Annotated in this window: 13 protein-coding genes; 1 reads left to right on the top strand and 12 read right to left on the bottom strand. The window is 40.6% G+C overall.

Annotated features, from left to right (window positions below):
- Positions 1 to 29 precede the first annotated feature (29 nt).
- From D1013_RS09990 to D1013_RS09935, 12 genes are all read right to left on the bottom strand, one after another.
- A complete protein-coding gene (locus tag D1013_RS09990) occupies positions 30 to 899 on the bottom strand; it encodes a helix-turn-helix domain-containing protein (RefSeq protein WP_121848691.1) in 870 nt (289 codons plus the stop codon).
- 203 nt (positions 900 to 1,102) lie between these two features.
- A complete protein-coding gene (locus D1013_RS09985) occupies positions 1,103 to 1,843 on the bottom strand; it encodes a DJ-1/PfpI family protein (RefSeq protein ID WP_121848690.1) in 741 nt (246 codons plus the stop codon).
- A gap of 1 nt (position 1,844) precedes the next feature.
- Positions 1,845 to 2,285, bottom strand: a complete 441-nt coding sequence (locus tag D1013_RS09980; protein WP_121848689.1) for a carboxymuconolactone decarboxylase family protein — start codon at positions 2,283 to 2,285, stop codon at positions 1,845 to 1,847.
- Between the two features lie 60 nt (positions 2,286 to 2,345).
- Positions 2,346 to 2,918, bottom strand: coding sequence for a Crp/Fnr family transcriptional regulator (locus D1013_RS09975; RefSeq protein WP_121848688.1), 573 nt, complete (start codon positions 2,916 to 2,918; stop codon positions 2,346 to 2,348).
- A gap of 75 nt (positions 2,919 to 2,993) precedes the next feature.
- A complete protein-coding gene (locus D1013_RS09970) occupies positions 2,994 to 4,187 on the bottom strand; it encodes an efflux RND transporter periplasmic adaptor subunit (RefSeq protein ID WP_121848687.1) in 1,194 nt (397 codons plus the stop codon).
- Positions 4,188 to 4,216: 29 nt separating this feature from the next.
- A complete protein-coding gene (locus D1013_RS09965) occupies positions 4,217 to 8,560 on the bottom strand; it encodes a CusA/CzcA family heavy metal efflux RND transporter (RefSeq protein WP_121848686.1) in 4,344 nt (1,447 codons plus the stop codon).
- Positions 8,561 to 8,660: 100 nt separating this feature from the next.
- The gene (locus tag D1013_RS09960; protein WP_121848685.1) at positions 8,661 to 8,969 is read right to left on the bottom strand and encodes a DUF6660 family protein; all 309 of its coding nucleotides are present in this window, start codon (positions 8,967 to 8,969) and stop codon (positions 8,661 to 8,663) included.
- Positions 8,970 to 9,029: 60 nt separating this feature from the next.
- Positions 9,030 to 9,542 carry a molybdopterin-binding protein gene (locus D1013_RS09955; RefSeq protein ID WP_121848684.1) on the bottom strand — a complete coding sequence of 171 codons (513 nt, stop codon included), beginning with the start codon at positions 9,540 to 9,542 and terminating at the stop codon, positions 9,030 to 9,032.
- 24 nt (positions 9,543 to 9,566) lie between these two features.
- Positions 9,567 to 10,451 (bottom strand): cation diffusion facilitator family transporter, encoded by an 885-nt coding sequence (locus D1013_RS09950; RefSeq protein WP_121848683.1) that lies wholly within the window; start codon positions 10,449 to 10,451, stop codon positions 9,567 to 9,569.
- 139 nt (positions 10,452 to 10,590) lie between these two features.
- Positions 10,591 to 11,013: a VOC family protein gene (locus tag D1013_RS09945; protein WP_162987878.1), complete on the bottom strand. Its 423-nt coding sequence runs from the start codon at positions 11,011 to 11,013 to the stop codon at positions 10,591 to 10,593.
- 114 nt (positions 11,014 to 11,127) lie between these two features.
- Positions 11,128 to 11,505 (bottom strand): DoxX family protein, encoded by a 378-nt coding sequence (locus D1013_RS09940; protein WP_121848681.1) that lies wholly within the window; start codon positions 11,503 to 11,505, stop codon positions 11,128 to 11,130.
- 11 nt (positions 11,506 to 11,516) lie between these two features.
- Entirely contained in the window at positions 11,517 to 11,933 is a 417-nt protein-coding gene (locus D1013_RS09935; protein ID WP_121848680.1) for an SRPBCC family protein, read from the bottom strand.
- Between the two features lie 117 nt (positions 11,934 to 12,050).
- Here D1013_RS09935 and D1013_RS09930 point away from each other — a divergent pair, with 117 nt between their 5' ends.
- The gene (locus D1013_RS09930) at positions 12,051 to 13,028 is read left to right on the top strand and encodes a GlxA family transcriptional regulator (protein ID WP_121848679.1); all 978 of its coding nucleotides are present in this window, start codon (positions 12,051 to 12,053) and stop codon (positions 13,026 to 13,028) included.
- Positions 13,029 to 13,030: the final 2 nt, after the last annotated feature.

Raw genomic sequence — 13,030 nt, 5'->3', positions numbered from 1 at the left:
AGTTTAAAAACCTTGCTTAAAAGTTCAATTTAACCCTGAATAGGCACTTTTCGATAGGTACTGGGGGAAGATTTATATTTCGTTTTAAATACCCGGCTAAAATGGGAAACATCGGCAAACCCGCTCTCAAAGGCAATCTCGGTAATTGTATGGTCTGAATTGATCAATAGGTTCGCGGCATAGCCCAAACGCTTGTCCAGAAGCCATTTGCCCGGAGTCGTCTGATAGTGACTAAAGAAATCTCTTTTGAAGGTTGAAATGCTTCTATGGCATAATTTAGCGTATTCTTCAATACTCAAGTTGTAGCAGAAATTGGTTTCCATTATCTGCTGTAAAGAGGTCTTATGGCTGTTTTTCAACTCGTTTAAATAGGCCATCAAACCGAAGTCGGTTTTCTCCAAAACCAAATTCAGAAGCAATTCTTTCAATTTTAGTTTGATAATGGAGTCGGCCGGTTGCATTTCACTTCTGAAATAGTGTAGCATCGAAGTGAAAAAGCCTTCTAAAAACTCTTGTTTTTCTAATTTGACCGCACTGAAATTCTGTACGGTCGTATCGTTTTGGGCGGTGATGGGCACCGTATAACCTTGTAACGATTCACGTATCAACTCGTCAGGAAGAAAAAAACCGAGCATACAAAAATCTTCGTCAAAACTTTGGGTAATAATTGCTGCCCCTTTTCTAACATAAAGGGTTTGACCTTCTGTGACTTCCCATTCTCCATTAATGGTGGTCCATGTTTTTTTGCCACTCAAAACATGAACTATGTAGTCGTACTTGGCGAACAAGCCCAATCTTTCATCTTCCAATGGGCAGGTATATTCTACACAAACAAGGCCATCGATGATGAACTTATTGAAGTGGAGGCTATTTTTTATTACTTCATAAAGATTGCGCACAGAACCAAATCAAAATAATTAATCACTAATTTTTCAAACACTTAAGTTAATGATTTTACCTGATTTAGATGGTTGATGCTTCCCGGTGTTGCATATGGTGACAGGTAATCAACGCCCGTAATCAATCACTGATTGATCTTAAGGATTGTTTAATAGGAAAAAAGGACATGAATTTTAAACAAAAACATGCCCCTTTCATAATTTTATTTGTCCTTCCAATTCTTTAACCTATCGAGATATAGATAGCTTTCAACAAACTTTCTATGGGAAGTATCGGTCATTCGCTCGAGCAGTTCAAGCGCGGAAATATAACTGGCCAAATTGCCATTCGAAGAACTGAATTTTCCGTCTCTCACAAACGTTACCAAACTATCGTCTTGCACCAAAAGTTCTGGATAATCTTCTTGAAGTTGTTTTCCTCCTCCAATCCATGTAACAATTTCATGGCCATCGGCGATACCGGATTTTCCGATCAATTGCGCACCCCCGCAGTTGCTTACTACATATTGGGCCTCTTTGTTCTTCTCGCGAATGAAATCTACAATGGCCGTGTTATGAATTTGCGAATACATATCATAGGCGCTTGGCACGAACAACGCTTTAAGTTTCGGGCAATTATCAAAAGTATAATCAGGAACGATTTTAATGCCCTCTTCAGTTACGATCGGTAAATCGGTTTCGGCAATGGTAATTACATTAAAAAGCTGCTCACCGCTCTCGGTAGGCTTGGCAAAAACATCGGAAGTCGCAATTACCTCGCTTTGCAATACGCCATTGTACATTAACAGGCCGATGGTAGGCAATTCCTTTTTAAAAGGTTTTAAATGAGTGGTAAGAGTATCTTTTTTCTGTTCAGTGACCTCGATTTTTGAAATGTCATCTTTTTCATTTTTACAGGCCAAAAAAGAGATAAAAAGAACAAACGCAACAGTAAAATATTTCATGCTAATCCATTAAAGGTTTGTGCGTGCTAATCGCCAGTCGGTTCCATGCATTGATGACGGTAGCAGCCATTATTATTTGGGCTAAATAGGTTTCAGAAAAAACTTCAAGGGCCATTTTGTATGTCTCATCGGTCAGTCCCTTTTCATGAATCAAGGTCAGTTCTTCGGTTATTGCCAAAATGGTTTGTTCTTCTTTGGTAAAAAGATCGGACTCCCTCCACGCATCCAACAAAAAAATTCTCTTTTGAGATTCTCCGTTTTTAAGGGCATCCTTCGTATGCATATCAATACAGAAAGCACATTTGTTGATTTGCGAAGCCCTTATCTTGATGAGCTCTTTATGAGACTTGGTCAGTTCACTCTGGCTTAAATAGCCTTCAAGCCCAAACATAGCCTTGTATGCCTGTGGCTGTAATTGTTCGATTTGAATACGGTGTTCCATGGTCTTGAATTTTATTGGAACAAAGTTACCTCGTAACGGAACGATTTTTCTTGAACTGGTTCAAGATACATCCTTCCTTCGCAATTTACTGACATATTCCGGGGAGAGACCTAAATAAGTGGCTACCAAATATTGCGGCACATTGTTTACAAATTCAGGAAAGGCATCCCTAAACTTAAAATAGATTTCTTCTTTGGTATAGGTAAAAATATACTTCATTCGCATAATGGCCGCTCCGTAGGCTATTGCATAGATGTTTCTGAAATAAACTTCCATTTGCGGAAACCTTTGCAACAAGTCGGCCTGTTTTTCATTTGATATAATTAAAACCTCCGATGCCTCTACCGCCTGAATATAGAATTCTGAGGCCGTTCTGTTTCGAAAGGCCTGATGGTCGGTGAGCCACCAATTATCTATGGCGAACTGCAAAGTCTGTTGGCTACCGCGTTCATTGATCAAATACATGTGAAGACAACCTTTGACCACGAAAAAATGCCCGAGATTATTACTGCCAGCTTCGTAGAGCGTTTCCTTTTTAGAAACCCTTTTATATTCAAAATAGTCTCTAACCAACTCGAACTGCTCGTTGTTTAAATCGCAAAACCCTAAAATATGTTTATGTAATTCATTCATCGCATTGGCCCAGTATGGTCACAAAATTAAGGCATGGAGGCTTTAATAAAAACAAAATTTGATACGCTTAGATGACTAATGACTATGCTCTGCTTCCCCTTTTTTCATTTCGGCCATCAGGTAATATGCGTTGTTAAAGGCAAAAAGTGTTTGTTCCGGCAAATCATCCATAAACTTAACAGCTACCCAATCTTCATCTGTTTCCCCTTTTATGACCTCCACCGGTATAAATTTCCAATTGTCATTAGTCCTTTCCGCTCTGAAAACGACCGTTCTGCCACCATCTACCGCAAGGGCACTTTCCGGTAAAGCCAAAGTATGTTGTTCTTCGGTCAGAATTTTACCCTCGATATACATTCCAGGAATCAGGTTTCCCTCTTTATTCTCTATTTCGGCATGCACATGAAGTGCCTTGGGGTTTACTTCAAAGGTCTTGCCGACCGAATATATTTCGGCATTGAGCTGGGTACCGGGTATGGATTGAACATTAAATTTCACTTTTTGGCCTCTTTGCACCTTACGAACATCTTTTTCAAAGACCATTAAATCGGCATGAACATGGTGGGTATTGACAATCTCAATTAGATCGCTACGGGGATCAACGTACTGCCCTGTTTTAATTTCTACTTTTTGAACCGATCCCTCAATGGGGCTTCTCAAAGCCACCCTCTGTTGAATGTTACCCTTTTTTAAAGCAGAAACATTAACGTTTAACTGCTTCAATTGTGCTTCAAGCCCCCTTGATTCTCCGGTCGAGGCATTGAGGTCGGCTTCGGCTTTTTGAAAACTCGCACCACTACCGACACCGCCTTCATAAAGCTTTTTCTGCCGCTCATATTCCTTTTGTAAGAAGAGACTATTGTTGTAAGCGTTTAGATATCTTGTCTGCTTTTCTACAATGTCAGGATGCGATAAATAGAGTAACACTTGGCCTTTTTCGACCTCGTCACCTTCAATAACCTCTATAGAAGATACATTTGCCCCTATGACCGAAGTAATTGTGGCTTCATTTTGAGGTGGTACCTCTAACTGTCCATTTGCCTCAACATAGCCGCCCATTTGACGTTCCTTCAATGTGTCTACTTTCATTTGCAAGGCGGAAAATTGTTTCTCGGTGAGGGTTACATGTTCCTCTTCGTCAGCACCATGTTTTGCCTGTGCGGTTTGGTTCGATTCATGAGCTTTGTTTTCAGAAGCGGAATCTCCACAACCGCTAACCACTATTAGTAGTGAGAGGCAAATTATTATATTCTTTGGTAAGTGTTTCATCTTAAGTATTATTAGAATTGGTAGAAATTTTATGTGGTCTTAAAATATTCCAGTTGAAAGTAGGCCTCGAAATATTTGTTTAATACATCTATGCCTTCCATCTCAATTTTTATAGCATCGCCCATTAATTGAGTGAATGCCGTATAATCGATAGCCCCTTCGGTAAAGGCCATTAATGCGCCATTTCTTTGCTCTTCGGCGAGAGGTAGCATTTCGTTTCGATAAAGGCCCCAAGCAGCGCTCCATTTCTTAAAGTATGCATTGGCCTGTGCGTAGTCGTTCAGTAATTTTCGTTGCGTTAAACTTGAATTGACCACAGCTATTTTCTGCTCGATTTTAGCGGCTTTGATCTCACTTCTTTGAACGCCCGACAAAAGTGGAAACGTTATGCCCGCTTGATAGCTGTAAAAGCCGTTTTCCCCGTTTATGCTCTGCCACCCCCCTTGAAGGTTAAAATTGGGTAATAAATTGGCTTTAGAAACTTTATAATTTGCCTCGGCCTCTTGAATCTTCTCCGTAGATAGCCTAATCGCTGGATGCTCGTTTAAATTGAATTCGTTCTCATTGCGCCTTAATGTCGATAGTTCAAAATCGTTGGAAACCGTGAAAAGAGTATCTGAAAACAGCCATAGGTTGAATCTTTGTAAAGCCATGGTATAATCGCTTTTAGCCAAGTTCATTTGATTGCTTATTTGCAAAGCTTGATTTTTGGCTGCGGAATATTGCAACTTTGATATGGCTTCTACTTCGTAATTGAGTTCAACAGCCTTCAAAAATTTTTTGTAGATGGAATCAAGTTCTTGATACAGTTCATATTTACGATTTTCTCTATATAAATCGGACCATGCCTTTTTAACCTTCATTTCTATTTCAAGTTCAGAAAGATTCACCGCAGTTTCAGCCAGAGCGATTCTTTGCTTCTGTAATCGTTTTTTACTGGCTATGCCGAATAGATCAATATTCTGCTGCCCTATTCCCAGATTGGTGTAAACTCCCTGATTACCGGAAATTTCTTCCCCTCCCGTAAACAATTGCGTTTTACCAAAATCGTAGGCGCTCCCTTTAAGACTGTTTTGCTTTTCTACTTCTAGCTTTCCTGTTTGTAAAGTAGGGTAGTTCTTCAAAGCCAACCGAGTGGCCTCACCCAAACCGATTCTAGGAAGAGAATCATTCGGGCTATTTTGACCGTACCCCCATGTCAAACAACTAAAAAGTAACAAAGAAAGCACTGTAGCTTTTGTAGGCGCCGGAACTATTGTTCTGGATTTTTTCCGATTTTCCATCCACTGATAAAAAATTGGCAAAATGTAGAGGGTCAAAAATGTAGATGTCAACAGGCCCCCAATAACTACGGTAGCCAGAGGGCGCTGCACCTCAGCCCCAGCGGATGAGGAGATAGCCATGGGAAGAAAACCCAGAACATCGGTCAAAGCGGTAAGCATTATCGGCCTTACCCTTCGTTTAGTACCCAGTTTGATACGTTCTCTGATAGCTGTAACTCCCTCTTCTTTCAATTCGTTCAGACAACTGATCAAAACCAATCCGTTTAAAACGGCTACCCCAAACAGAACAATAAAACCTACCCCTGCAGAGATGCTAAATGGCATATCTCGCAACCATAGGGCAAAAACCCCACCTATCGTGGCCATAGGAATAGCCAGATAAATCATGATGGTCTGGGAAAGTGATTTTAAGGCGAAATATATGAGGATGAAAATCAGCACAAGGGCTATAGGCACTACCGTTTGTAATCGTGCGCTGGCCCGCTCTAAGTTTTCAAAAGCACCGCCATAACGAATATAGTACCCGGCAGGAAGTTCAAATTCAGCATCTAATTTCTTTTGAATGTCTTCAACTACCGACTTCACATCTCTGTCTCGAATATTGATGCCCACGTAAGTTCTACGGTTGGTATTATCGCGACTTATCTGCATCGGGCCAGGTTCATAACTAACATCTGCCACTTCCCTTAAAGGAATTTGAGATCCATTAGGTAGATTGATAAAAAGGCTTTGAATATCCTCGATGTTCTGTCGACTGTCCTTTTTTAATCGAACAACCAAATCAAAACGCTTCTCCCCTTCAAAAATCACTCCGGCAGTACCACCTGCAAATGCAGACTGTATGGTGGCATTCAACTGATTTATCTGTAAGCCGTACTGAGCTACCTTGTTACGATTATATGAAACCGTTATTTGGGGTAAACCTGCCGTTGCCTCTACTTTCATATCGGCCACCCCAGGAATATTCGCTATTAATGCACCTAGCTCTTTGGCCTTGTCGGCCAAGACCGACAAGTCTTCTCCAAAAATCTTGATAGCGACATCTTCACGAACACCGGTCAACAATTCGTTAAACCGCATTTCTATCGGTTGGGTAAACTCGAAATTTACCCCTGGCACCACGCTGACCGCTTCTTTCATTTTAGACACCAACTCCTCCTTAGTTTTGGCAGACGACCATTCTTCCACAGGTTTCAGAATGGCAAAAACATCCGCAATATCCATAGGCATGGGGTCTGTAGGAACATCGGCCACACCGATTCTACTGATGATGTTTTCGACCTCTGGAAACTCGGCCTTTATAATCCGCTCTATTTTAGTGGTCGTCTCAATGGTTTCAGATAGAGAACTGCCCGGGTTTAATATGGCGTGAAAAGCAATATCACCTTCATCAAGTTGCGGAATGAATTCACCCCCCATTCTAGCAAAAAGTATGACTGCGATAAGTAAAAGGCCGAGCGAAGAAATCATAAAAACCTTACCCTTCGAAAGAACCTTGCCCAGCATTGTATCATATTTGTCTTCGACATAGCGAACAAAACGGTCTCCAAAACTTAATCGAGTCGAAATCTTGCGCTTTAAGAACCAAGCGGACATCATGGGAACATAGGTCAAACAAAGGAGCATGGCCCCTATCATGGCAAATATGAAGGTCAGAGCCATAGGCTGAAACATCTTACCCTCTACCCCCTCAAGAGCCAGAATCGGAAGAAAAACTATGAGTATTATCAACTGGCCAAAAAAGGCGGCATTCATCATTTTTTTAGATGCCTTCGTCGCTATCTCATCATTACTCTCGACCGGAGCTTCGTCTTTTTTGAAAAAATGTGCATGTAAAGAGAAAACAGTAGCCTCAACGATGATGACCGCTCCGTCAACAATAATTCCGAAATCAATCGCACCCAAACTCATAAGATTGGCCCATACATCAAAAACATACATGAGTATAAATGCAAAAAGTAATGACAGGGGAATGGTAGACGCCACAATTAAACCGCCCCGCCAATTACCAAGCAACAATACCAATACGAAAATGACAATGAGCCCGCCCTCAAGAAGGTTATTGCTTACCGTGCCCGTTGTTTCAGCTATCAACTCGCTTCTATCTAAAAAGGGTTTGATAACCAACCCTTCAGGAAGAGATTGTTGAATTTGGGCAATTCGTTCGTTGACCTGGTCAATGACAGAATTGGAGTTGGCACCCTTTAGCATCAATATCATACCGCCAACAGCCTCCCCTTTTCCGTCTTTGGTCAAGGCGCCATATCGTACCGTATGCCCCATGTTTACCTGGGCGACATCTTTTATCTTTATGGGAATTCCGCCATCACTCTTGACTACCACATTTTCGATGTCTTTAAGATTACGCACTAGGCCTTCACCCCTTATAAAATTGGCTTGGTGGTTTCTTTCTATATATGCGCCTCCGGTATTTTGATTGTTATTTTCAAGCGCTGTGAAAATATCGGTAATCGTTATTCCTATGGCCCTGAGTTCATCGGAGTCAACCGCCACTTCGTATTGCTTGACGGCACCACCAAAAGCATTTACCTCAATAACGCCCGGAACCATGGCCATTTGTCTTCGCACAATCCAATCTTGAACACTTCTCAGCTCAGTGGGGGTGTACTCTTTGGTAGCACCTTTCTTTTGCTCAATAGTATATTGGTAGATCTCACCCAATCCTGTAGATATGGGCCCCATAGAAGGCTCGCCAAAACCTTCAGGTATGTCACTTCGAACTTCCACCAATTTTTCCGACACCAATTGTCTTGGCAAATAGGTTCCCATTCCATCGTCAAAAACAATGGTAACCACCGAGAGACCAAACCGTGAAATCGAGCGTATTTCTTTTACGCTAGGTAAGTTGCTCATGGCAATTTCAACGGGATAGGTCACAAATTGCTCAATATCTTCAGTGGCCAGATTAGGCGCTTGGGTAATGACTTGAACTTGATTGTTGGTAATATCCGGTACCGCATCAATAGGTACCTTGGTCATACTCCATAATCCCCCTCCTATCAAGGCAAGGGTAAGTAGACCAATAATAAATTTATTATTGATTGAAAAATCAATGATCTTATTAATCATATGTAATGTTTAATTCAGTTATAAACAGTTAGAGACCTCCCAACCCAATGCGGGAAAGGAGAACCATGTATTGACAGATTAAATCTGTACAGTTACTGAATTAAACCCGGGGAGGTTGAAATAGGTAAAAAGGCAGCTCTTTGCCGAGACTATCGAAATGGGAAAAGCTTTTTTTAGGAAAGGTCTTTGGCAATGGGTCAAAACTTAGTTTGTTCAAAACTACGGTATGCGTGTGGCAACAGTGACATTGACAGAATGGGGAGCAGAGGTCACAATTATCACCATTATGATTATCTAAATCAACCATGGTAACGTTGGCCGAACCTTCAATCGAATCACCTGAATCGCTACAGGGAATAAGGTTCAACGACAAGAAATAAATCGTCAGTATGACCGCCAAATACTTCATAAGGCAAAGGTAAGGGAATTAAGTTGCAATCTGGTTGCAAATTGCGAGGATGGAAAATACCTACTCTACCCGATTGACGATTATCTGGCTCAGACCTTTGATATGCCTTCGCCCCGTTTTATAATCGGTAGTGGTGATAATCAATATGCTATGTTCCATTTCAGGCAAGCTCTTTCCATCTCGAGAAGTGACCAAATACAGGTTATCGCCCGTAGGGGAATTGAAAATCTCATTCCAAGAAAATACTACTTTATAACCGTCGATAGCAGCAAAGGTGAAATAGAATTCACTGTAAAGTTTCGGGTTGCTCTCTTTTAGTTTCATGTCTGCCAAAAGGTCTTTCACCAAAACACCTTTTAATTGACTGGCGGTTCCACGGGCTTCCCCCTTGTGATTAAGAATTTCTAATTCCTTAATATCACTCGCGTTAAAATCATCGATATCGGTCAACGAAAATGACATTGTTTGCTCTACCTCGCCCACCACACTGAAACTGGAAGTTGTTTGTGCGCTCAATTGAAATTCTATTGACAAGAGTAGAAGCAGAAAGAATATGTATTTTGATTTTCTCATTGTCTTAACCATATAAAGTTATTCTTAAATCGGAACATTGCTAGGTTCAATATGGATCATTACGTTCTCGATGTTATCCATTTCCTGCATCAAAAAATCTTTCAGCCGATGGGCTATATCGTGCCCTTCCCTAACCGAAATATCCGCATCAACAATAGCATGCAAATCGATATGATATTTCATACCTGTTTTACGAACAAAACACTTTTCGGTCGCCAAAACCCCAGGTACTTCGAGCGATTTTTGCTCGATCTCATCTATCATTTCTTCGTAGATGTGCTCATCCATAATTTCGGCAAGTGCAGGCCTAAAAATGAGATAGCTATTGTAAATTATAAAACCAGAAGCCAAAAGTGCCGCCCAGTCATCTGCTGTTTCATAACCTTTACCAAATACAAGAGCAATCGATATACCGATAAAGGCCATGATTGAGGTAATCGCATCACTCCGATGGTGCCATGCGTCGGCTTTCAGAGACGAACTATTGGTTTCCTTGCTTTTTTTAATGACCCATCGATATGATATTTCTTTCCAAAGAATGATTCCTCCCAACACAAACAACGTCCATGATTTAGGAACCTTATGAGGCGTTCGAATATTCATGATGCTCTCATAAGCTATGATAGAAGCAGAAACCACTAAAAACGCCACTACCACAAATGTGACCAAAGGCTCTATTTTGCCATGACCATAAGGGTGGTTTTTATCGGCAGGTCTTTTTGCGTATTTCAACCCCAAGAGCACCAAAAAAGAAGAAAATATATCGGTGGTAGATTCAATGGCATCGGCAATCAAAGCATAAGAATTACCGAAAAAACCCGCCAATCCCTTTATTATAGCTAAGCTTGTATTGCCTATAATGCTAAAATAAGTCGTTCGAATCGCCGCTTGTTCGTTCGTAGTTGCCAACTCAATTGAATCTTATAAATGGATAACAAAAATAAGCCAATTAGGTCTACTTCTAAGAAAGTTCGCTGACAGATTTTTCGTGGTTGATATGGTTCTTCGAACCCACCATAATAACTTCAATACGCTCAAATTTCAATTATCAAAGACTGTTTTCAGACGAGGTGGAAATGAAAAGCCAATGAACCCCGAATTTATCGGTTATACTTCCGCTAATTTGGCCCCAATGATTTTTGGTTAAAGGCCTAGAGGAAATACATTCTTGCGATAAACACCTGTAATAAAATGATAGCTCTTCTTCATTGGTGCTTTCTAAAGAAATGGAAACGGAATTGCCTTTTGACAAACCTTCATCTTCGACCAAATCGGAACCATTGATGCGAATACCCCTTCTTATTAACCTAGAAGTAACGACATATTTTTGCATATCGAACGGCAGTTCAGCAGCATGGGGCGAATCTTCAAGAGTTTGTACGCTTAAATGACCTCCTAAGCATTCGTGATAAAATCTCATGGCCTGACCACAATTACCGTTAAAGGTAAGGTGCACACAAAGTTCAGCCATAGGCCGATATTTTACATGTTGCAAAAATGATAGTCTTTCTCCAAATACCATGTCATGCTTAATCACATTTGATTGTGAAGTAAGAACTAGCTTTTAGGTAATAATTCTAGATGACTATTCGGGTATTCTAGCAGCCTTAATCTTATGGTAGTAGATATAAGAAACCATCAGAATAGCCAGAATGATTAAAGGGAAAATCGCATTCATGCTAAAACCTTCAATGGCCCAATGACTTATAGAGGCAAACAAAAAGTTAAATGTGAAACCGGCATAGGCCCATTCTTTAATTCGCCAATTAAATTTGGGAATGACCAGAATAATGGCTCCCAAAATCTTGAAAACTACCAGCGTATTGCCAAAGTAGTCAGGGTACATTAAATGACGAATACCCTCTTTTGCCATTTCAGTTTGAGAATACATGGCAGGCATAACACCTTCAAAAAGCACTATGATTATAGTGGCGACCCAAAAAATAATTCGATTGGTTTTCATTGTTCAAGTTTTTAGTTGTTTTGGTTTTCTACGTAGTCTTTAAAATTGTTGAGTATTGCTTGCCAGCCAGCTTTTTGCATCTCTTTTGAATTTTCGCTTTCCGGCTCAAAAAAGGTAGTGATTTTTGTTCGTCCGTTTTCATTCAAAAACTCGGTTTTAACCCTTCTTCCATCGGCCAAGGTGTACGAGATGAGTTTGTTTTCTTCTACTTCGTCATAAACTCCGGAAAAGTCAAAACCATAACTACCGTCTTTTGCTTCCATACGTGATAAAAACGTACCTCCAACCCTAAGATCGTTCTCAGCTTTTGAAGTATGCCAGTCTTCCGATGGTGTATTCCAAACCTGAATGTGTTGTGGGTCGTTCCAGTACGACCAAACCTTTTCAGCTTCTGCCTTTACCTCAGCCTGAATTTTTATTTTTTCCATTTTGTTTGTTATTAAAAGTCTATGATACAAAGTTGTTGAACATTGCTCACTATTGCAGGGTGACAAAACGACGTTTTTGGGGGGCAAACACGCCAATTTGTTGCTATATTTATAGTTATGAAAAATATTACCATACTCGTTCCGGAGTCTTCAGTCATAGAAGCGGTTGCAGATCCGCAATATATGTTTTCAGCGGCGAACGACTTTCTTATCGCGAATGGTAAAAGCCCCCTATTTGAAGTTAGCTTGGCCGCCCTAAATAGAGAGGTTAAGTTCAATGGTGGAATGTTTACGGTACATACCGACCGTTTGCTTCAAGAGGTGGTTGATACCGACCTCATCATTATTCCCGCCCTTTTCGGAAACATGAAACAGGCAGTCGAAAAAAATAAAGAAGCGCTGCCCTGGATAGTAAAGCATCATAAAAAAGGAGCCGAAGTCGCTTCACTCTGCGTTGGCGCCTTTCTACTTGCCTCAACGGGATTATTGAACGGAAAAAAATGCTCTACCCATTGGGCATTCTACAACGAGTTTCGAGAGACTTTTCCGGATGTCGAAATTATGGATGGAAGCATTATCACCGAAGAAAACGGATTGTATTCGAGTGGCGGGGCCAACTCGTACTGGAACCTGTTACTTTATCTTCTGGAAAAATATACCGATAGGGAAACCGCTATACTTGCCTCAAAGTACTTTGCCATTGATATTGATCGTAAAAGCCAATCGGCTTTTACCATGTTCGCCGGGCAAAAAGATCATAACGACAAAGAAATACGCCGAGTACAAGAGTTTATCGAGAAAAACTACAACGAAAGAATAACGGTCGATGACTTGGCACAAATGGTCGCTTTAAGCCGAAGAAGTTTTGAAAGGCGCTTTAAAAAAGCTACTGATAATACCGTTATCGAATATCATCAAAGAGTTAAAATTGAAGCGGCCAAGAGAAGTTTTGAAACCTCAAGACAAAATATATCAGAAGTAATGTACGATGTCGGTTATACCGATACGAAAGCGTTTAGAAATGTATTTAAAAAGATTACGGGCCTTACCCCTATCGAATACCGTAACAAATACAGCAAAGCTGAAATTAGCTAACT

Source organism: Euzebyella marina (assembly GCF_003687485.1).
Classification (GTDB): Bacteria; Bacteroidota; Bacteroidia; order Flavobacteriales; family Flavobacteriaceae; genus Euzebyella; species Euzebyella marina.
The sequence above is the reverse complement of the archived record's forward strand: the minus strand, read 5'-3'. Positions and strand labels throughout refer to the sequence as shown.